This is a genomic window from Labrenzia sp. ATLA3 (genome assembly GCF_057180185.1).
On sequence record NZ_JBXUKV010000008.1, the window covers coordinates 70,317 to 91,388 of the forward strand.

19 protein-coding genes are annotated in these 21,072 nt (G+C 60.0%); 13 read left to right on the forward strand and 6 right to left on the reverse strand.

The window, feature by feature from the left end:
* Positions 1–45: 45 nt before the first annotated feature.
* Together AC2A6O_RS21915 and AC2A6O_RS21920 are read right to left on the reverse strand one after the other, a co-directional pair.
* The gene (locus AC2A6O_RS21915; protein ID WP_498930304.1) at positions 46–1,356 is read right to left on the reverse strand and encodes an extracellular solute-binding protein; all 1,311 of its coding nucleotides are present in this window, start codon (positions 1,354–1,356) and stop codon (positions 46–48) included.
* A gap of 489 nt (positions 1,357–1,845) precedes the next feature.
* Complete coding sequence (locus AC2A6O_RS21920) at positions 1,846–2,538, reverse strand: glycosyltransferase family 29 protein (protein ID WP_498930306.1); 693 nt, start codon at positions 2,536–2,538, stop codon at positions 1,846–1,848.
* A gap of 151 nt (positions 2,539–2,689) precedes the next feature.
* On the opposite strand from AC2A6O_RS21920, the gene AC2A6O_RS21925 reads away from it, so the two are divergent.
* The 3 genes from AC2A6O_RS21925 to AC2A6O_RS21935 all read left to right on the forward strand — a co-directional run bounded on the left by AC2A6O_RS21925 (position 2,690) and on the right by AC2A6O_RS21935 (position 8,420).
* Positions 2,690–3,286, forward strand: coding sequence for an ImuA family protein (locus tag AC2A6O_RS21925; RefSeq protein ID WP_498930308.1), 597 nt, complete (start codon positions 2,690–2,692; stop codon positions 3,284–3,286).
* Complete coding sequence (locus tag AC2A6O_RS21930) at positions 3,240–4,706, forward strand: Y-family DNA polymerase (protein WP_498930310.1); 1,467 nt, start codon at positions 3,240–3,242, stop codon at positions 4,704–4,706. The genes AC2A6O_RS21925 and AC2A6O_RS21930 overlap by 47 nt, the downstream gene beginning before the upstream one ends.
* Positions 4,707–5,030: 324 nt before the next feature.
* Positions 5,031–8,420, forward strand: coding sequence for an error-prone DNA polymerase (locus AC2A6O_RS21935; RefSeq protein WP_498930312.1), 3,390 nt, complete (start codon positions 5,031–5,033; stop codon positions 8,418–8,420).
* A 79-nt stretch (positions 8,421–8,499) separates the two neighbouring features.
* Here AC2A6O_RS21935 and AC2A6O_RS21940 read toward each other — a convergent pair whose 3' ends face one another.
* Positions 8,500–9,045 (reverse strand): hypothetical protein, encoded by a 546-nt coding sequence (locus AC2A6O_RS21940; RefSeq protein WP_498930314.1) that lies wholly within the window; start codon positions 9,043–9,045, stop codon positions 8,500–8,502.
* 207 nt (positions 9,046–9,252) lie between these two features.
* Here AC2A6O_RS21940 and AC2A6O_RS21945 point away from each other — a divergent pair, with 207 nt between their 5' ends.
* From AC2A6O_RS21945 to AC2A6O_RS21965, 5 genes are all read left to right on the forward strand, one after another.
* Positions 9,253–9,594 carry an OB-fold nucleic acid binding domain-containing protein gene (locus AC2A6O_RS21945; RefSeq protein WP_498930316.1) on the forward strand — a complete coding sequence of 114 codons (342 nt, stop codon included), beginning with the start codon at positions 9,253–9,255 and terminating at the stop codon, positions 9,592–9,594.
* A 282-nt stretch (positions 9,595–9,876) separates the two neighbouring features.
* On the forward strand, positions 9,877–10,629 hold the full coding sequence (locus AC2A6O_RS21950) for a hypothetical protein (protein WP_498930317.1): 753 nt from the start codon (positions 9,877–9,879) through the stop codon (positions 10,627–10,629).
* 19 nt (positions 10,630–10,648) lie between these two features.
* Entirely contained in the window at positions 10,649–12,364 is a 1,716-nt protein-coding gene (locus AC2A6O_RS21955) for a hypothetical protein (RefSeq protein ID WP_498930319.1), read from the forward strand.
* A gap of 112 nt (positions 12,365–12,476) precedes the next feature.
* Complete coding sequence (locus tag AC2A6O_RS21960; RefSeq protein WP_498930842.1) at positions 12,477–12,581, forward strand: hypothetical protein; 105 nt, start codon at positions 12,477–12,479, stop codon at positions 12,579–12,581.
* 76 nt (positions 12,582–12,657) lie between these two features.
* The gene (locus AC2A6O_RS21965) at positions 12,658–13,440 is read left to right on the forward strand and encodes a restriction endonuclease (protein WP_498930321.1); all 783 of its coding nucleotides are present in this window, start codon (positions 12,658–12,660) and stop codon (positions 13,438–13,440) included.
* Positions 13,441–13,877: 437 nt separating this feature from the next.
* Here AC2A6O_RS21965 and AC2A6O_RS21970 read toward each other — a convergent pair whose 3' ends face one another.
* A complete protein-coding gene (locus AC2A6O_RS21970) occupies positions 13,878–14,252 on the reverse strand; it encodes a hypothetical protein (RefSeq protein WP_498930323.1) in 375 nt (124 codons plus the stop codon).
* Positions 14,253–14,581: 329 nt separating this feature from the next.
* Here AC2A6O_RS21970 and AC2A6O_RS21975 point away from each other — a divergent pair, with 329 nt between their 5' ends.
* The 3 genes from AC2A6O_RS21975 (at position 14,582) to AC2A6O_RS21985 (ending at position 17,843) form a co-directional block, all read left to right on the forward strand.
* On the forward strand, positions 14,582–15,580 hold the full coding sequence (locus AC2A6O_RS21975) for an aldo/keto reductase (protein WP_498930325.1): 999 nt from the start codon (positions 14,582–14,584) through the stop codon (positions 15,578–15,580).
* A gap of 251 nt (positions 15,581–15,831) precedes the next feature.
* Complete coding sequence (locus AC2A6O_RS21980; RefSeq protein WP_498930326.1) at positions 15,832–16,995, forward strand: MFS transporter; 1,164 nt, start codon at positions 15,832–15,834, stop codon at positions 16,993–16,995.
* A gap of 128 nt (positions 16,996–17,123) precedes the next feature.
* Positions 17,124–17,843: a spermine/spermidine synthase domain-containing protein gene (locus AC2A6O_RS21985; RefSeq protein WP_498930328.1), complete on the forward strand. Its 720-nt coding sequence runs from the start codon at positions 17,124–17,126 to the stop codon at positions 17,841–17,843.
* Positions 17,844–18,002: 159 nt separating this feature from the next.
* Here AC2A6O_RS21985 and AC2A6O_RS21990 read toward each other — a convergent pair whose 3' ends face one another.
* Entirely contained in the window at positions 18,003–18,722 is a 720-nt protein-coding gene (locus tag AC2A6O_RS21990) for a DUF2161 domain-containing phosphodiesterase (protein WP_498930329.1), read from the reverse strand.
* 329 nt (positions 18,723–19,051) lie between these two features.
* Here AC2A6O_RS21990 and AC2A6O_RS21995 point away from each other — a divergent pair, with 329 nt between their 5' ends.
* Positions 19,052–19,540, forward strand: coding sequence for a twin-arginine translocation pathway signal (locus AC2A6O_RS21995; RefSeq protein ID WP_498930331.1), 489 nt, complete (start codon positions 19,052–19,054; stop codon positions 19,538–19,540).
* Between the two features lie 19 nt (positions 19,541–19,559).
* Entirely contained in the window at positions 19,560–20,180 is a 621-nt protein-coding gene (locus AC2A6O_RS22000; protein ID WP_498930333.1) for a ferric reductase-like transmembrane domain-containing protein, read from the forward strand.
* Positions 20,181–20,233: 53 nt separating this feature from the next.
* Here AC2A6O_RS22000 and AC2A6O_RS22005 read toward each other — a convergent pair whose 3' ends face one another.
* Positions 20,234–21,064 carry a protein NO VEIN domain-containing protein gene (locus AC2A6O_RS22005; protein ID WP_498930335.1) on the reverse strand — a complete coding sequence of 277 codons (831 nt, stop codon included), beginning with the start codon at positions 21,062–21,064 and terminating at the stop codon, positions 20,234–20,236.
* Between the last annotated feature and the right edge of the window lie 8 nt (positions 21,065–21,072).

Genomic DNA, 21,072 nt, shown 5'->3' on the forward strand with positions numbered 1-21,072 from the left:
ATAGGGGCGCAGGGCGCCCCTATCGGTCTAACAACCAGGTCAAGCTTAGTTGCTGGTGGTCTTGGCGAAACGCTCAAGAAGCTTGTCGCCGTCGGCCTTGATCGTTGCGAATGCGTCGTCGACGCTGGTTTCGCCGGAGAAGACCTTGCCGAGTTCACGGTTCATGACGTCGCGGATCTGGACGTAGAAGCCCATGCGATAGCCCTTGGTCCACTCGCCGCCGTCCAGGGACAGCTGCTTGATGCCGACTTCGGCAGCCGGGGTGCGCTCGTAGTGGCCGTCCTTCTTGGCCAGCTCATAGGCAGCTTCGGTGATCGGCACGTAACCGGTTTCCTTGTGCCACATGTACTGGACTTCCGGAGAAGTCAGATACTCGAAGAAGGACGCAACGCACTTGTTCTCTTCAGCCGGCTTGCCGGACATTGCAAACAGAGCCGCACCACCGATGAAGGAAGCCTTGTTGGCGCCTTCAACAGCTTCCCAGTAAGGCAGGAAGGTTGCGGAGAACGGGAAGTCGACCGTGTCGGCGATGCCGCCGAAGGAACCGGAAGAGCCGATCCAGAGGGCAACCTTGCCTTCGTTGAACGGTGTCTGGTTGTCACCCCAGCCGGTGCCGTAGTAACCGAAGAGACCTTCGTCGAGCCACTTCTTGGCAGCCTTGAAGTGGTTCTTGATCGGCTCGCCGAAAACCAGCTCGGTGCCTTCCGCGCCGTCGTAACCGTTGTTGTTGGTTGCGAACTGCAGGTTATGACGGGACTTGAAGTTCTCGACGAATTCCCACGGCAGGTGCGACTGAACGAGCGGCACGTAACCGGCTTCCTTCAGCTTCGGAGCAATGGCTTCGAACTCTTCGTAGGTCTTCGGAGCTTCGACACCGGCCTTCTTCATCGCATCTTCGTTGATGTAGAGGATCGGAGCGGAGGAGTTGAACGGCATGCCGATCATCTTGCCATCGCTGTCGGCGTAGAAATAGCGAACACCGGCGATGTAGTCTTCGATGTCGAAATCGAGGCCGTTGTCCTTGAGCAGATCTTCAACCGGAATCACTGCGCCCTTCGCACCGATGATGGTGGCGGCACCAGCGTCGAACACCTGCAGGATGTTCGGCTGTTCGCCAGCGCGGAATGCTGCGATACCGGAGGTCAGGGTTTCTTCATAGGTGCCCTTGAAGACCGGCGTGATCTTGCAGGCGTCCTGGGACTCGTTATAGCCGTTGGAAATGTCGACAACGACTTCGCCGAGCTTGCCGCCCATGGCGTGCCACCAGGAGATGTCGGTTGCCGCGAAAGAGGCGGAGGACGTGCCCAACAGGGCGGCCGCAGCAACGAGGCTGGCGACTGTCTTGCGATAAGCCATGTTCATTTGCTCCCATCTAGCAGGGCGTTTTTTCGCCCCGGTCAGCAGTTGGTTCTCTCTCGGTGCCAAAATGGCTTCATCGGCACCAGAAACGATAACGCCTGCGTTTCGTATTGTTTTCATATGAACGTTATATGACGCTCATATGAACATTAAAAGACGCCTTGACCGCGTCCGCAAGAGGGAACGGATTAAATTTAATGAATCCTGGCCATTCGGTGGATGCAAGGCTGGCCCTGCGGGGGAACCCGCGGTCTCGTCCGGCTGCAACAGCTTGCCTGAGGACGCGGCTCCGCCCGCGCCGCAATCCGGGCGAATGCTGGAGTTTTCGCAGACTCCAGGTGACTCAAATGAAACCGGTCAGCCGTTCATATGAACTCTTGGTCACTTTCGCCGGCCTGTGGAAAGTTCGGATTTTTTCAACCGCTTATCGGAGCGGGACAGAAGCTCCGGTCCCGGCAGAACGCTTGCGCATGCTTTCGCCGCGCCTCAGGCGTCCTGTCCGAAGATCCGGCGCTTCGTGCTTTCGGAGGAATGCAGTATCTTGTTGTAAAGATAATGCTTGGCCCGCTTTTCCAGAAAACGGAACGCGTATTCCAGCCAGCCCATGACGCTCCGCCGGGGCTTCGGCCCCGGTGTCAGATGTTTGTGAATGCGTCCCTCGTCGCAGAGCTGCTGGACCCACAGCTTTTCCGCATCCCAGTCATGGGTGTGCTGTTTGCCCTGATGGGTGAAGCCGAACAGGTGAATTTCGGCATCCGGCAGAACATCCAGGAATTCGGCGATGATGGACGCGCCCGATGTCGGTTTGCTGCGGTCGAACGGGTCGAATCTCTTCAGGTGTTCCCGCGCCTTGTTCGTGGGGCCGAGCCCCAAATAACGCGGCTTGCATTCGCGCACGAACAGCCAGTCGACCTCACCATACTCCTTTATGTCGTTCACCCAGACTTCCTGCGCGCGCTCCAGGGCAACAGGGTTGATCCGCTTCGACATATAGACCCGGGCCCGGTTGAGCATCAGAACGTCGACCCGCTGGCCCGCGGCCCCAAGCGCTGGCGCACTGTTGAAGCGCAGCACCAGGTCCGCCTTGTCGATTTCCGGCGCATCGGCCTCGGAGATCGGTCCGTTGCCGACGATGGAAATCGTCCTGATCTTCCGGCCGTCCAGAAGGCTGCTGGTCATTGGTGCTTTCCTGCCTGTTGTGCCGGGGCGTATAGCAACCCGGCTCCTGCCCGGCAACGGCTGTTTGGAATGGATACAGCCTCTATCCGGTTCCGCAACCCGTCTGCATGGGTTAGGCTCTGTCCAACCGATTGCTACAGACGATCCTTGCATGTCCTTGAACTTCTCATCCGTCTTTCCGTTGAAACACGCCCGCGCCCACGAAGTGTGCGGCGACAGCGCGTTGAGCTTTGCCGCGATCGCCGCCGGGATGACCAAGGGGGCCGTCGTGTGGATTTCGGAAGACTGGCGGCCGCCGGTGAACCCGGAAGGTCTTGCCACCTATTGCGATCCGGGCCGGCTGCTTCTGACCCGCGCCGCCAACCAGCTGACCGCTCTGGCAAGTGCGGAAACCGCGCTCAGGTCCGGCGCTGCCGGGCTGGTGGTGGCCGAACTTTCCGGCACTGTCGGACTGACGGAGGGACGCCGACTGCAGCTGGCGGCCGAAGCCGGGCGCACCACGGCCATCCTGCTGATCCCGGAAGGCGCCGGCAGCAATGCGGCCGAAACCCGCTGGCGCAGCACCGGCATTCCGGCCCCGTCCGATCCCACTTCCGGGCCTGCGCCGGTGCCTCGTCAAAATGGTCATGACTCGACTCATTGGCGCTGGTCGCTTATAAAGAACAAAATAGGAACATTGTCGGAATGGGTAGTACGTTGGGATGCAGCGGCGCATCGTGTCATTGTGGTTTCCGAGGCTGGCGGCTGAGCGCTCCCTGCGTGCCCGGCCGGTCGACGCGCCCTTTGCGCTGAGCCTTTTCGATCGCAATTCCGAACGCCTTTACGACCTGTGCCCACGTGCCGAAAGCTTCGGCCTCAACCGCGGCATGACGCTGGTTCACGCCCGCAGCTTCTGCCCCGGCCTGCTGACCCGCCCGGCGGACCCGGCCGCCGACCAGCGCTTCCTGCGGCTGCTGGCCCGGTGGGCGACCCGCTACTGCCCCTGGGTGGGCCTTGACGGGCGCAACGGCCTGTTTCTCGACATCACCGGCTCGGCCCATCTGCTTGGCGGCGAGGAGCCTCTGCTGGACGACATCCGCGCCCGGCTGGCCCGGGCGGGGCTGACCGCCCGGCTCGGCCTTGCCGATACCCCGGGAACGGCCTGGGCGCTGTCCCGGTTTGCCGAAGGCATTGCCGAGACCGGCGAGACCCTTGCCCGCATCGGCCCGCTGCCCTTGTCGGCCCTGCGGCTGTCCGACCAGACCTGCACCAGTCTGGAACGGCTCGGCATCGCCACGGTCTCGCAGCTCTACAATCTACCGCGCGCCACCGTTGCCCGGCGATACGAGCCCGATGTCCTGCGCCGCCTCGACCAGGCGCTTGGGGCGCTGCCCGAGCAGATTTCCCCCCTTGGCGAGGAGCCGGGCTTTGCTGTGCGCATGACCCTGCCCGACCCGATCGGCCTTCTGGACGATGTCATGGCCGCCGCCCGCCAGCTGACCGCGCATCTGTGCCAGCGGCTCGACACCGCGCAGAAAGGCGCGCGCAGCCTGAAGCTGACCTTTCGCCGGGTCGACCAGGAAAACCAGGCGGTGGAACTGAAGCTCGCCCGGCCGATGCGCGACCCGGAACGGATCCTTGCCCTGTTCGAGCGCGGGGTCAGCTCGGTGGATGCCGGCTATGGCATCGACATGATCCGCCTGGAGGCAACAGAGGTGGAACCGCTCGGCATGCGCCAGCTGGACCGCACCGAAGGCCTGGAGAAAGACGGGTTAGATGATCTCATCACCCAGCTCGGCAACCGGGTGGGCCTCGACAATATCCTGCGGTTCCAGCCGGTCGACAGCCACATTCCCGAGCGCAGCTTCAAGCTGGTTCCGGCCGCCTACAGCCGCCCGGCGCAAGCCTGGCCCGCCAACCGCCCGCGGCCGATCCGCCTGTTCGCGCCCGAGCCGATTTCCGGCACCGGCTTTGAACCGCCCCGGCGCTTCCGCTGGCGCGGCCGGGCGCTGACCGTGTTCGAGGCCGAGGGGCCGGAGCGGATCACCCCTGCCTGGTGGGACCTGGACGACAGCTGGGCCAAGGGCCTGCGCGACTACTGGCGCATCGCCACCCACCAGGGCCAGCGTCTGTGGCTGTTCCACACACCCCAGCATCCAGGCTGGTTCGTGCAAGGGGAGTTCGGCTGATGGGGTTCCGCAGTTTATGCCTTGCCTCTATCGCCTTCCCGGCCAGGCGCGGCACGCGCACCGTCAAACCGGCAAGTCCGGACTCCCCGGTCCCGGATCTCCGCTGCGCTGCGTCCGGGATGACGGCGGAGAGGACGGTTGTTGTTCCGGCACTCCCCGCCCCTTGCTCGGTGTCACCCCGGACGAGCATCGCGAGATCCGGGGCCTACTCGTTGCCAGAGCGGTGCCGTTACGGTCTTCCGGTTCCGGCAGGACAACTGGACCGGCGGTTGAGGCCCGGCCGCTTTGCAAGGACATCATCGGAAAGAACAGGGAGGCCCTTCGGTGAGCGTGCTTCCGTCTCCTGACGACTTCCGGCCAGAGCCGGTCCGCTATGCGGAGCTGGCCGTGACGTCGAATTTTTCGTTCCTGCGGGGGGCCTCCCATCCGGAAGAGCTGGTGACCCGGGCCGCCATGCTCAATCTCGATGCGATTGCCATTACCGACCGCAACTCGCTGGCCGGGGTTGTCCGCGCCTATTCGGCGCTGAAGGAGATCAAGCGGGCGGCGGCCGAGGAAGGCGTTCAGATCCGCTCGCATTCGCAGATCGACACCTCCTCCCGCAAGGAGACGAACACGAGCCCGCCCCTGCCTGCGCCGCAGATGCTGAAGCTGCCGCGGCTGATCGTCGGTGCGCGGCTTTGCCTGCAGGACAGTCCGCTGCACTGGGTGGCGCTGCCGACCGACCGCCCCGCCTATGAGCGGCTGAGCCAGTTGCTTACCCTTGGCAAGCGGCGCGCGGAAAAGGGCGAGTGTCACCTGAACTTTGCCGACCTGATGAATGCCTGCAAGGGCATGATCCTGATTGCCCTGCCGCAGCCGGAGATGGCCCGCGAAACCATTTGTGAGACGGCTAAGGATCACATTCGCCGCCTGCGCCAGGAAGCGCCGGGACATGTGTTTCTGGGCGCAGCGCCCCGCTATGACGGCACCGATCAGGCCTGGTTCCGCACCTGCGCCCGCGCGGCCCATTCGCTTGCCGCGCCGATGGTCGCCGTCGGCGATGTGATGATGCATCAAGCCGGCCGTCGGCGGCTGGCCGATGTGCTGACGTGCCTGCGCGAAGGCTGCACCATCGATGACATCGGCACACGGGCCCTGCCCAATGGCGAACGCCGGCTTAAGCCGCCGGCAGACATGGCAAGGCTGTTCCGCCACCATCCGGCAGCCCTGCGCCGGACGCTTGAGATCGCCACCCGCTGCAGCTTCGATCTGTCCGAACTTTCCTACCAATATCCGGACGAGATCACGGGCAACGAACCGCCCCAGGAGCGGCTGGAGCGGCTGACCTACGAGGGGCTGGAGAGGCGGTATCCCGCGGGCGTGCCGGACCATGCGCTGGCGCTGGCGGAAAAGGAACTGAAGCTGATCCGCAAACTTGCCTTCGCCGCCTATTTCCTGACCGTGCATGACATCATCCGCTTTGCCCGCAGCCAGAACATCCTCTGCCAGGGGCGCGGCTCGGCGGCCAACTCCATCATCTGCTATGCGCTTGGCATCACCGATGTGGGGCCGGAAACCATCACCATGGTTTCGGAGCGCTTCATCTCCGAACATCGGGGCGAGCCGCCGGACATCGACGTCGACTTCGAGCATGAGCGCCGCGAGGAGGTGATCCAGTATGTCTATGAAAAATACGGCCGCCACCGCGCCGGGCTCTGCGCCACGGTGATCCACTTCCGCACCCGCGCGGCGATCCGCGAGGTCGGCAAGGTGATGGGCCTGAATGCGGATGTCACCGCCGCGCTGGCGGGGCAGATCTGGGGCAGTTCCAGCAAGGGGCCGGAAGAAACGCGGATGAAGGAGATCGGGCTTGATCTCGACAATCCGCGCGTCCGCCAGACCATCGAGCTGATCCGCGAAATCATCGGCTTTCCGCGCCATCTCAGCCAGCATGTCGGCGGTTTCGTGATCACGCAGGGGCGGCTCGACGCCCTCTGCCCGATCGAGAACGCGGCCATGGAAAACCGCACGGTGATCGAATGGGACAAGGACGATATCGACGCGCTCGGCATCCTGAAGGTGGATCTGCTCAGCCTCGGCATGCTGACCTGCATCCGCAAGTGCTTCGAGCTGATCGACAGCCATCACGGCCAGGAACTGACACTCGCCACCGTGCCCCAGGCCGACAGGAAGACCTATGACATGCTGTGCGTGGCCGATGCCATCGGCGTCTTTCAGGTGGAAAGCCGGGCGCAGATGAACTTCCTGCCGCGCATGCGCCCGCGCGAATTCTACGACCTCGTCATCGAGGTGGCGATCGTGCGCCCCGGCCCGATCCAGGGCGGCATGGTGCACCCTTACATCAACCGCCGCCAGGGCCGGGAGAAGGTCACCTTCCCCTCCAAGGCGCTGGAGGAGGTGTTGGGCAAGACGCTTGGCGTGCCGCTGTTCCAGGAACAGGCGATGCAGATCGCCGTGGTCGCCGCCGGATTCACGCCGTCGGAAGCCGACAAGCTGCGCCGCTCCATGGCCACCTTCCGGCGCATGGGCACCATCGGGCAGCTGAAGGACAAGTTCATCTCCGGCATGCTGGAGCGCGGCTACGAGCTGGAATTCGCCCAGAACTGCTTCGGCCAGATCGAGGGGTTCGGCGAATACGGCTTTCCGGAAAGCCATGCCGCCGCCTTTGCCATGCTGGCCTATGTCTCGGCCTATCTGAAATGCCACTTCCCGGCCGAGTTCGCCTGCGCGCTGCTGAATGCCCAGCCGATGGGCTTTTATGCCCCGGCGCAGATCGTGCGCGATGCCCGCGAGCACCAGGTGGAGGTGCGCCCGGTGTGCGTCAATACCAGCCTGTGGGACAACACCCTGGAACGGCGCAGCGACGGCGCACTGGCCCTGCGCCTGGGGTTTCGCCAGATCAAGGGCCTGCGCGAGGAGGACGCGGCCTGGATCGTCGCGGCCCGCGGCAACGGCTATCCGGACACGGAAACCCTGTGGCTGCGCACCGGCGTCATGCCGGCCACGCTGGAACGGCTGGCCGAAGCCGATGCCTTTGCCGGCATGGGGCTCAGCCGCCGGGCCGCGCTCTGGCAGGTGAAGACCATCCGCAGCCCCAAACCGCTGCCGCTTTTCAACGACCCCATCGACGGCGAGGCGATCTTCGAGCCGGATGTCCTCCTGCCCACCATGCATCTGGGGCAGGAAGTGGTGGAGGATTACCTGTCCACCCGGCTGACCTTGCGCGCCCACCCGATGGAGCTGCTGCGCCCGCATATCCCGCATCTGACCCCGCATGACCGGCTGGCGGCGCTGACCCCGCGCGAGGCGCGCCGCGTTTCCGTCTGCGGGCTGGTGATCACCCGCCAGCGCCCGGGCACGGCCTCGGGCGTGATCTTCCTGACGCTGGAGGATGAGACCGGCGTTTCCAACGTGGTCGTCTGGCCGAAAATGTACGAAAAATTCCGGCCCGCCGTTCTCGGCGGAAGGCTCCTCAAGGTCACCGGGCGGCTGGAGCGCGAAGGCATGGTCGTTCACCTGATCGCCGACCACATAGAAGACCGCTCCCGCGACCTGTCCCTTCTGGGCCACCCGAACGACGACGTTCTGGGCCAGACGACCACCAAGACCGACGACGTGCCGGTGCATCTGAAATCAGACGCACAACGCACCCGTGCCATGCACCCGCGCGAACAGGCCAAACGGCTGTTCCCGAGCCGGGATTTTCATTGAGGGGTGATGTGTAAGATGGGGGAGCGGGCGTTTTCTGCGCTTTGAACTGGCAGTGCAGAGCGGAGGAAACTGCCATTTCTCAAACCTGCCTCAAGCCATCTGACAATCTATAAATGCTGCAATCGCCCATCACGGTTAGTTCGACAAATTGGCCACGAACCTTAAAGTCCCAGGGCGGCTCTACAAAAGTAGACCACAGCTTTTTTCCGAATTGATCCCAAACGCCAAACTCCAATTCGGCGGACATCAACACATAGGGGCCGGATTGGCACCAGGCGAAAAAACCGTAGTCGGTTTCGTCTTCCCAAAGCCTCCTCTGTTCTTCAATATTATAACATAGCAGGCGTTCACCAGCGCCGACAAACGCTAAGGAAGTATCTGAAATCAATAGAACTCCGGGGCTGAAAGTTCGCTGTGAACCCTGATACTTTTGGGCAACGATGACGGATGGCCATCCGTTTGCGTTATTGCCTTTTGAGAAGCCCAAGAAGAGAAACCGGCCTTCAGAATTATTGAGGTCGATCTGATCCACAAATTCTGCATGATCGAGGTATGAACCAAAGATGGATGGTAGGCTTCCATCCTCGATCCACATTTCCCATTCCCCGAGCTTGATTGAATTCATCTTGCGTATTCCAAGCGTGTTTACACAGTTGAGCCAATAATCCTCATGGGGCTGGAAAGGTCAATTTGGCCTTGTTGCAGTCCTTCCCCGCATGAAGAACGAGTAGCAGCTTCGGGCCGAATGCACGAGACTGCCTTGAAAGGGCTGGCCACTCTTGGCCAGGAAATCAAAGCCGACTGAGCTGCCACTTCCAGCACGGCCTCGGGCGTGATCTTTCTGAGGCTGGAGGACGAGACCGGCGTTTCCAACGTGGTCGTCTGGCCGAAGATGTACGAGAAATTCCGGCCCGCCGTTCTCGGCGGGCGGCTCCTCAAGGTCACCGGGCGGCTGGAGCGCGAAGGCATGGTCGTTCACCTGATCGCCGACCACATCGAGGACCGCTCCCGCGACCTGTCGCTTCTCGGCCACCCCAACGACGACGTTCTGGGCCAGACGACCACCAAGACCGACGACGTGCCGGTGCATCTGAAATCCGACGCACAACGCACCCGCGCCATGCACCCGCGCGAACAGGCCAAGCGCCTGTTCCCGAGCCGGGATTTTCATTGAGGGGTGGTGTCTAGGATGGGGGGAGTGTGAATTCGCTGCGGTTCGAATGAGGGGAATGAGGACCACTTGTGGACTGTAAGATTACATCGTCCACATTTGTAGTGCGGCCTTTCACTGCCTAGTGATCGAGTGGACGAGATATAAAAAGTACTTTCAGACGCTGAACAAGAAACGCTGTCTTGAGGTTGCGCTGTTCAACCACATTTAGCCGTTTTTCATTGCTCCTATTGAGGAACAAAGACAGAACTGATAGGCTTTTGCATCAGACTGCATAGAGGTCAAATGAACAGACACGAGATTAGAAGGGCGTCCGAGGAATTGCTGGCTCAGCAACGCATGCAAGCCCACGTAGTGCAGGAGACCACGCCTCATGATCTTGACGATAGGCTCATCGCATTTGGCCGGGAGCTTGTAGGCTCGCCACCTGACTACGTTCGAGTTATTGAGGAACCACTAGGCCTTTACGGCTGGTGTAGCGATGGCGTCATTCAGAAGGTCGAGGTCGCAGGAGGACGACCCATTTTTGGCTGGGCCATCTGGGAATGGCCCACCGTCATGTGGACAGCAGAGTACCACTGTGTTTGGCAAAGCCCTTTGGGTGAGCTCATCGACATTACTCCGAAGCCCCAAAGAGAAAAGCGTATTCTTTTTGCAGCGGACTTTTCGGTGCCAGCGGACTTTGATTTTGATCGTCGGCCAACCAATCGAAGAAAACGGATTCGACCAGAACATGACTATGCCGCAATCGTTGAGTCTTTGGAATCATCCTTACGGCCAACGCAACGCGCGTATGAAGAAAAAAGGGCTGCAAAAGCCGGTGTCCCACTGTGCGAATGGCTCTTGCGGAAGATTCCTGACGACCCATTGCCGCGACTCATCGACCATTTGATCCATGCCTGTGCTGAGCACGAAGCCTACGTTGATGCAGTACATCCCGGCGGCGGGATGTTCATAGCCGACGACAAGCTACTCAGTCTGATGGCTGCGCGCCAATCTGCGCTCGAAAGGTTGCGGCTCGCACTACGACATAAATAATTGCTGTGATGGAGTTGGCATGACGAGCTTCTTCCACAAAAAGCTGCTTGAGGAGATTGCGGAGATCGACAAAGTTCCTCCGGGAGCTGAAGATTTTTCTGAATGGATAAAAGCCGGCAAGCATCTGCGTTTCCTGCAACGGAATGCTGGGGCCAACGAGGTGGCGATCTATGCTTCTGGTCCCTATGCATTCATTCACTCAATCGTTGTCCCAAACAGCGAACTCAGCCCGATGCCGCGTGACGAGCTTTTACAGTGGAGCTGCAATCCATTCACCAGCATCGCGAGTTACGTTTACGGCGGTTCTCAACCTATGTGGATCGAGCGGAACGAGAAAGCGAGACGCGGATCGGAGCCACTAAATGCTGGCAGAGATCTTATTTTCCGTCGTACTTTCGAGGGATGGAGCGGTGCTGGCAGAGCCTATTTCGAACTGAACCAAGAGTATTCTCACCTAGCAGGACTCCATTGGCGAGCTGAGTACAGCTCTTATTGCAAATTCGATGACAACGGTGATCTTGACCGAGTCGTATCAGTCACCATCCAAGGCGAAGTAGACGGAGTGTCTCTAGTGTCATTCACTTGGCCGGATCTGGAAAACTACCTTGCTGTGGGTAACTTCTCCCTTGTCCGTATGTTTGACTTCACACTTCTGAGCCGAGAAGCCTTCAACGGATGGGGAGACGGCCCCGAGGAGCAGATATCGCTTCCAGACGATATTTTCTACCGACAGAAAATCGCCGGAAGGGCCGCTTACACGAGAGGCGTTCAGGTTATGCGCCCACGACGTTCAGTCGATGAGATTGTCGAGGATATCAAGGCCGGGTGGAGCGGACGTCGAAACAAACAATATGTCGAATTTATCGCCCAGGACTGGCGAAACGATCGTATTGCGCGCATATCAACTGACCCCAAGGCCACAACTAACTATTTTGAGGTCGAAGGAAATAGCCTACCATTCGAGCTTTCGCCGGCCTTTTTTAGGCCTGAGGTCTTATCCAAGTACAAGACAGATCGTGAGAAATATACTATTGGGGAACGTGAGATATCTTGCCGGTCGGCTTGGCATCTCCGCGGCTACGACTTGAATGAGGCGGGCCAGATCCACGCTTACATCTGCGATCTACGGGCGCTCCCTTATTCAGAGCAGCTGCATTGGCTGTCTTACAATGAGGCGCCCAAGTCTGGCATTTCCGAGCGTGCGTACACTAATGACTTCAAAGGCGATTTTTTCACCTCTACTAATCCTCGCGGCGACATTCTCTCCATGCTGCTGCGGTGGCGAAAAGAGCGAGTGCTTTGGTGGTCGCTGAAGGATGAAGACCTTTTGGATAGAGCCAATCCACCCCTAACTACTAGCCGCGATGAGTGGGGTGAGGCGATCATGGATCTCGCCAAGCTCGTTGTCGAGGGCTTCGAAATAAAGGCGATTAGGAGCTCCTTGGAAAAAACGAAGATCATCTACGACAAGCAGTTGCAGAGCATTTCTTTGCTGGAGAAGCTTGTTGCACACACGCTTGGACCAAATTTGACCGAACCTCTTACTGGTCTCCGAACAGTTCAGCGGATTAGGTCGAAGGTTAAGGGACACGCTGGGAGCACGGAGGGCAAGAGCCTCGCTGACAATGCCATTTCTGAGCACGGATCTTTCGCCGCACATTTTTCCTATCTGGCTTCTCTTATCGCTGCCGAACTCCGAGTGATTGAACGAGCGTTCGAGGAGTTGGCCAACTAACTATCAGTTCCGGCATGGCATTTTGTCGAAGGCTTATTTTCCGATTGCCGGTTGGCCATGGCAGTTTTTAGGAACGCTACGAGGCGGCTTGTAAGACGAGACAGTTACAACAATCCAAAACATGCGGGCACAAGGAGTAACGGTGTCGCAGATTATGGAGACAACAGGTCTGTCAAAAGCCACCATGTACAGAGATCTATCTTCCCAACGAAATTAGGATCGATGCTCATAGCAGTCAGTTGTACTTCTCGCCAATAAGTGTTCTAGCTCATGGCTGCACAACGGAGGGACGAATGCCACTTATTACGAGCAAGATGCCAGAAACTTGGCAAGAACTAGAGGAGATGGTTGCCGCGATCTTGCTTGAATGTGGAATGGAATCAACGAGAGCCGTTAACCTGAAACTTCCTCGTGGTTCGGTCGACGTCGACGTGGTCGCTAAGGAAACGAATGACGGTATCCAGAACCTAATAATTTGCGAGTGTAAGAACTGGCGGACCAATGTTCCAAGAGAAATCGTACATGCATTTAGAACAGTGATGAACGAGATCGGCGCGAATAGGGGTTACATCATTTCTCGTGTCGGCTTTCAAAGAGGGGCGTATGAAGCTGCCGAAGCGACGAACATCAGCCTCGTAACATTTCAAGAGTTTCAAGAGCGCTATTTTACAAAATGGTATAAGACGCGCGTTTGGCAGATTGAGCACAATATCAGCAACTTCAATGTCTACTACGAACCTCTTGGGCGACCTGGGTACGGTCACTTAGAAACGGACGAGGAACGTGCTGCATACGATGCTGTATGGGAGAGGTATGCTTATGCGGGGCTGATTATGTGGAAAATTTCACCATATGCGAGCATTTATGGGGAACTAGAAGCTCCCGAACTTCCTTTGTCTTTCGATAAAATAGAAGAGATGGGCCTCTTTGTCCCTGACGACATTAAAGAGGTGTTGGGTTATCGTGAGTTGCTTAAGGAGCTCGAGACTATTGCAATAGAAGGTCTTATCGAGCTTCGAAGGATGAATCCGATTACAAGAGGAAGGGATCCATCAGAGATTGAGCGCGACGACTGAACGTTAGCTCTATTGTAGACACTGTCATTTTCGTTGCGGTTGCTTACTCGCATTTTTTCAATCAACATTACTCGTGCTAGCTGGGAACCGGCTGCAGGCACATGAGGTTCAAAAGGGAAATGGTCTTTCTGAGAGCGAAAGTAGCCAATTTCTGGTCCTTTTGGACGAAGCCCCATCCAGGCTCGTTCGCTTGCTCAGTAAGGGCTAATAAGTGTCCAATTACATAAGCGGACACTTAAAGCGCAAAATCGAAAAGCGGGAGGTGGGGTTCAGCGAACGCTCACTGTAAGACCGGCTTGGGAACACGAAGCAGCATTCTTTGCTTGACTACCGAACGACAGCTCAGGGCGGTTTGTGTCCACCAAGCACCAGCTAAAGTCAGAAATGGAGCGCTGCATCGCCACCTGGAAACCGGAGTGGTGAGCAGGCCACCAAGCTCATAATGAAGCACATGGCTCGCTTCCGGGGATTGGGCGGAGTTCAATTTCTCCTGTCTGGGACACTTCGAATTCCAATGCCGATGTCTGAAGGCTGCTGCCGACGACGACGACAGTGTGGTCACCTTTTTCGAAGTTGCTCCTGTGCAGTCCGGAAGCTGAAATCATGGTTTCCAATTCCGACAAAGACTTATCACGCAGGAATTGCTGTAAAAGCTTCTCGGAACTTTTCAGAGCATCAGCCTCTCGAGCCAGTTGGTCGCACCGGTAGGTGTGCGAAATGCCTTTGTCCAATTGCTCCGCCCCTTCCGTGACAACATACGTTACTCCCCCACCAAGCAGCACGCCCGCCAACACCAGTCCGAGTGCACGCATCAATCATTATCCTTCGTCTTCGAACTCAAACGCATTATCTCCACTGGAGATGTTTACGGCAGGCCTGTCGCGCGTTGCAGTCACTCAACCGTCTATAATTCTGCATCCTGCATAATTGGCCGCTTCGGTGAAAGCTGTGCGAAACAGGCGCTTTTCAGGTTGGTCCGGAAGTTCGCTCCGCACCAAAAGCAGGAGACTGCCCCAAAAGACCTCGCCGCGCCTGTCCAGAAAATCACCCCCCACTCAGCTGCCACTTCCGCCCTTTCAGCGCCCGGGACAATGGCTTAAGAAAAGAACTCTTCAGCTTTTCCAGCGCATAGAGGGGACACATGGAACAACGCAGATTGGGCGCCAACGGGCCGGAAGTGGGTGCCATCGGCTATGGGGCGATGTCCTTCTCCGACATGTACGGACCGACGAACGAAACGGAAAGCCACGCCATTCTGAATGCCTGCCGCGATCTGGGTGTCACGCATCTGGACACGGCCAATGTCTATGGCATGGGCAAATCGGAAAGCGCCCTCGGCACCTATCTGAAAGCCAATCCGGGAGCGCGGGACGAATTCGTGATCGCGACCAAGGCCACGATCACCACCGATGCGGACGGCAACCGCAGCTTCGACAATTCGGCGGAGCACCTTGAAGCCGAGCTGGACAAGTCTCTGCAGCGGCTTGGCGTAGAGTGCGTGGACCTGTTCTACGCCCATCGCCGCGACCCGCGCTTCACGCCGGAAGAAACGGCGGCCAATCTCGGCCGGCTGGTTGAAAAGGGCAAGACCCGCGCCATCGGCCTTTCGGAAATCGCGCCGTCTACCCTGCGGCGTGCCATGAAGGTGTTTCCTGTCGCGGCCGTTCAATCGGAATATTCGCTTTCCACACGTGCGCCCGACCTTGGGCTGGTGCAGGCCTGCGCCGAGCTTGGTGTTGCCATGGTGGCTTTCTCGCCCGTCGGCCGCTCGCTGCTGACGGACCATCCGATCCCGCGCGAGCGGATCGCCGAGCTGCCGTTCCTCAGCACCAACCCGCGGTTCATGGAGCCGAACCTGACGGAGAACCTGCGCATCATGGAGGGCTTCCGCAAGCTTGCGGCGGAGATGGGCACGACGGCGGCGGGGCTGGCGAATGCCTGGCTGCTGACCCGCGGACCGCATGTGATCCCGATCCCGGGAACGCGCTCCGTGGACCACCTGCGTGAATGCGTCTCGGGCGCGGCGCTGACCCTGACGGCAACGGATCTGGAGCGTATCGAGGCCGCGCTGCCCGTTGGCTGGGCCCACGGCGACCGCTACTCGGAAGCACAAGGGATCGGCCCGGAGCGGTTTTGCTGATCTGACCGCCTGAACCGCCGACGTGCCGGTGCATCTGAAACCGGACGCACAGCAGAGCCGTGCAGCAATGCAGGGCCGTGCGTCCGCACGAGCAGGCCAGGCGGCCGCTCCCGAGCCGGGATTTTCGGTGAGCACATAGCGTCACCGGAAATCCCGCATCCTTGCCGGCGTCCGCACAAATGCGCAGCTTGCGCTTGAAGGACAGCCGTGTACTGCTAGGGTCCGCCCCTGGCGGGCAAGGGAGGACGTCCATGCTATCGAACCGCTGGCTGATACTGGCCGTCCTTTTCTTTGCCCGCTTCACGATGGCCTTCCAGTTCCAGTCGATCGGCGCCCTGTCGCCGCTCATCATCGACACTTACTCGGCGGACTTTTCCGACATCGGGCTGCTGGTCGGCCTCTATCTGGCTCCGGGTGTCGTCATTGCCATTCCCGGCAGCGCCATCGCCGTGCGCTTCGGCGACAAGCGCGTGGTTGCGCTCGGCATGGTCATGATGCTTGCCGGCGGCGGGCTGACGACCCTTGTGACGGACTGGAACGTGCTTGTGGGGTCCCGGCTTCTGGCCGGTGCCGGCGGGGTCATCCTCAACGTCGTCATGACGAAGATGCTGGTCGACTGGTTTGCCGGAAAGGAGATATCCACCGCGATGGCTATCTTCATCAACTCCTGGCCCGTGGGGATTGCCGCCGCCTTGCTCACGCTGCCCCTGATCGCCGCGTCCGGCGATCTCACTCTGGCCTGGTGGGCCGTTACCGCGGTCATTCTGGCGGGGCTGGTTCTGCTTCTGCTGTTCTACCGTTCGCCGATGGGCGCCACGACGGCACCAAGCCTGCGGATCGCCCAGCTTCCCGTCTACGCCCTGGTGCTGGCCAGCACGATCTGGGCCCTCTACAACGCGGCACTGGCCATGGTGTTCAGCTTCGGCCCCGCGCTGCTCAAGGACCAGGGCTGGACGCTGGCGGCGGCCGGCTCGGTGATCAGTGCCTTCATGGTCGTCTTTTCCGTCGCTGTGCCGCTTGGTGGCATCCTTGCCGACAAGACCGGCCGGGCGAACGCGATCATCACCGTCAGCCTCGCCGCCTTTGCCGTGTTGATGCCCCTGGTGCCGGTGCTGCCGCACTTCGCCGTTGCCGTGGTCTTTCTGATCGTCGGCGGACTGTTCGCGCTTGCGGCCGGACCGATCATGACCCTGCCGTCGTCCATTCTGCCGCCGGCGAGCCGAACCTTCGGGATGGGTGTCTTTTTCTCGATCTATTATGTGGTGATGATGGTTGCCCCGCGGGTTGCCGGGGAACTGGCGGACTGGACCGGAAACGCCGGTATCGCCTTGATCACCGGAGCCGGCATGGCGGCCTTCTGCATTCTCGTCCTGTTCCTGTTCGCCAAGGCCCGGCGCAAGCTGGCACCGGCCTGACGGAAGACGGCGAATTTTCCACCGGCCGGAGGCGCTGCCGCCTTGCCCTTGTGCGCGCGCGGGATATTTCGCCGGTTCAGCTGAAATCATCCCTTTCCAAAACGGTGCTGACCGGTCACGGTGCCCGGATGAGTGCTATGTTTGAAGAACTGGACTACGCCCCGACACCGATCGGCGCGATATCCCTGCGCCGCCGGCATATCCTGGCCCTGAAGACCGACGTCTTCGAAATCCTCCTTGGTGAGGAACACCTGATGTCGAGCCTTTTTACTGCGTCGGAAATCGCGCTGGCGGACAAGGGGCTTGCAGCCCTCAGCGGTGACAAGCTGGACGTGCTGGTGGGCGGACTTGGGCTTGGCTACACCGCAAGGGCCGTTCTGGCTCACGAGAGCGTTGCCGACCTTACCGTGGTCGACCTGCTGGAGCCGGTGATCCGCTGGCATGAGGAAGGCCTCGTGCCCATGAAAACCGAACTTGCCGACAACCCGCGCTGCCGGCTGGTGCAGGGCGATTTTTTCGCCATGGCAGCCTCGGAAGACGGCTTCGATGCCGACAGACACGGCCGCCAGTATGACGCGCTTCTGATCGACATCGACCACACACCAGAACGTCTGCTGCATGGCGGCTCCAAAGGCTTTTACACGCCCGAGGGCCTGCGTGCCGTGCAGCGGTTCGTGAAACCGGGCGGGATCGTCGGGCTGTGGTCCGACGAGGCCCCGGACGAGGCCATCACCGCCTTGCTTGGCCAGGCATTTGACAAGGCCTGGGCCGAACCGGTGGTGTTCGCAAATCCCCTGCAGGACGGGCGCGAGGTGACCCAGGCGGTCTATCTGGGGCGCAAGGGGTGAGTTGCCGCGAAGGGCGGCTGTCCGGTCCCATCTGACGCAAAAGCGCCGCCCCACAATCGAGACGCACATATTCAACGGTTTTGAAGAGGCGGGCAGGCTTTGCGGTCATTTCGAAGCCGACCTTCGCGCCGGACGGCAACATCATCGAATATTATTCGCTCACCGCGCTGATCGACGGGCTTTAGGGGCGTCCTTCGAAGGCCCCTCCTCTCTCGCCTCGTCAGGCTCTGGCAAAGATGCCATCCCCTTGGGCGTCAGGGCGTAGATGCCTCTTTCCACCCGTTCGAACCAGCCGTAGTGATCGTCAGCCATCAGGCGTGTTGCGGTGGCGACGCCGGTTGCCTTGGCAACATCCGCGCCGCGGCTGGGGCCGTTGGTGGAAAGATGTTCGGCGCAGCGGATCGCGTCCTGGCGGTAAGCTGTCACGAGCGTTGTGCGCGTCGAACCGCCGGTGTTCGGGTCGCCCACCCGGCGGGCGAACTCCCGCAGCAGACGATCCTTGCGCGGCTTGGACTTGCGCGGGGTGAAAGGCGCCGGGTCCAGATGCACCTCGACAACGCCATCGGGCAACCTGACGGTGATGACACCGAGGCCAAGCCTTCGGGCAAGCTGCAGGTTTTTCTTGAGCGACTGGACAAACTGCCGGCCCTTGCCCCGGGCAACTGCAACATAGACCGCATCTGTCACCGACTGACGCACGACCGCCTGATGAAACAGGCTCAAGGTGAACCCGGTCTTGAGTTCGACAATCACCGGGTCCGCACCATCGCGGCAGGCGACGATATCGGCCGAACCGACCTCGGCCTTTACCTCATATCCCTGTTCAACAAGAAAAGCTTTGACCGGCGGGTAGAGCTCGGTTTCCAGAATACGCCCCATGCCGGCATCCTACGTGCGAAGCTATGGGCGGGCAATCATCCGGCCGGGGTCACCGGGCGAAATCCAAGGGTTAGATGCTCTCATTTTTCACAAACGCAGGGGCGTTGATCTGTTCCACTTTCTGCCGGGACCTGATCTCTCTTTGGCCATTTCATTTGCACGATCGTCGGAAACCGGAAGGCCCGCCGCTCACGCAGCTGTGAGCACGACGCAGGGAATGAGTGCTCTCGCAGGCCTCGGAAATGCCCGGAAGCGCCCTATACTGATGTATCGGACGCGCCTGGTCTTCCAAAAGGACCAAGGCCCAAACGCCCGACAGGAGATCGATGATGACAACCGGCCTCATGACCCGCCGCACCCTGCTCCTCACCGGAAGCGCTTTTCTGGTGACGGGCGCATCTGGCTGGAGTGTCCCGGCCCGTGCAAAAGGACTGGCACCAACCCCTACCATGCGGGGTGGATCCAACAATTATCGGCCCGGCGCACCAATTGTCGACAGGATCGGCGGTGGCGGTTTCTGGATGACCGGCACTGTGCGGCGCGCGGGCGACGGTGCCCCGCTGGCAGGCCAGCGCATACAGATCTGGGCGCATACGACCGAGGGCCATGAGCGCGACCAGCGCAGCCATGGCGCTACGCTTACCGATGCCAATGGTGTCTTCCGCCTGGAAATGCCGCAGATCGTTCCGGCTTTCGGACAGCCTCACGGACATCTCGCCTATGACAGCGGCGCGTTTGAAACCGTTTTTCTGCGGCCGGTAATGAAAAGCTCCGCCGATACCAGTCTGGAAGCACATTTCGTGCTGCAGCCTGCTTGATCCGGAGCTGCCCGACGGCATGAGCCGCCTTCGCGCACCCCTGATCTGGGCCGCCCTGGCAATGATCGTTCTTGCGCCGATCCTCGCAGCTGCGGCAAGCCCGCTGCTGCAATGGCGACAGCCGGTCTATATCGCGGCGGGCTTTGCCGGTATCGCCGCGATGGTGCTGCTTTTGCTGCAGCCCTTGCTGGCCGGTGGCTATCTACCGGGCGCGACCGGCCTGCGCGGACGGCGCTTTCACCGCTGGACAGGTTTTTTGCTTGTGTCGGCCATTGTCCTTCATGTCGGCGGACTCTGGATCACCAGCCCGCCGGACGTGATCGACGCCCTTCTCTTCAGATCGCCGACACCGTTTTCCGTCTGGGGTGTCATCGCCATGTGGACCGTCTTCGCCGCAGCCTTTCTTGCCGCGTTCCGGCGGAGCCTTGCCTTGTCTCCCCGCCTCTGGCGCCGGCTGCACACCCTGCTGGCGATGGTGATCGTCACCGGCAGCGTGGTTCATGCGCTGCTGATCGAGGGTACGATGGAGACATTCTCCAAAGCTGCCCTTTGCGCGCTGGCCGTGGCCGCGACGGTGAAGGTGATCATTGACCTGAGGATCTGGGCGAGAAGACCACGCGGGTCGGGGCCTGGTTCATGATGGCCCAGCTATGCCAGGATGATTAGGCAACACGGCACTTCAACGCACACCCATCACCCAAAGCTGGCTTGAAAGCTTGTAGCCGTAAGCGCCACGTGCGCCTCCAATGGCGGCCGAATTTCAAACGCCTTTGGGCTCCTCGCGAATTCGTAGAGGCGGAAGAGGTACCAGTCATTGCGACGTGCATTGGCAACTTCCAATTCATTCCGAGATATATGAAACGGCGTGCGTTCCCAGCCGTTTGTCGTTTTTACCTCGATAAGCCGCTCTCTTCCGTCAGGCGTAAAACTGAGGATGTCGTATCCTGCGCCATCCCCGTCTTCTTGCGAGGTCCAACGAACTCGTCTCGCCAAATCATTGAGACCCAGTTCCTTTAGTTGAGCACGCTCTCGATGAAACACAACTTCTTCACCGGCACGACCTAGTTTCCGGTTCCGCTCATCACGCCCAGCGATATCGAAGCGTCGCGCGACAGCTTGCAATTTTTCCGTTTCTTCCGGCGGTGGCGTGTTTCTGAGCGTGGGGGCCACACCGACGAAGAGTGTGGGCGGTTCGGCCATTTCAGAGCTGAGAGGATTGTGCAGCCCTGTTTCCCACTCTGGTTGTCTTGCCAACCATCGCGAAATCGCTTCGGCCAGTGCCATCTGAAAATTGAAACGAGGTTGGTATCCCTTGATAATCGGAAGCCCAAATCCCTTGGCAGCGGCTGAAACGTTGCAATACTTGAACTCTATCGAACCACGTGTACGACCGATTTGCTCCTGAAGCAGCCGGTTGTGGTTGGATTTGACATACGACCGGCCTGCGAGCTCGTCGCTGAGCATCGCGAAGTAAGACGCCACAACGGCGTCATTTTCCGTATCTGACCAATCATCGGAACTCATGAAGGCAG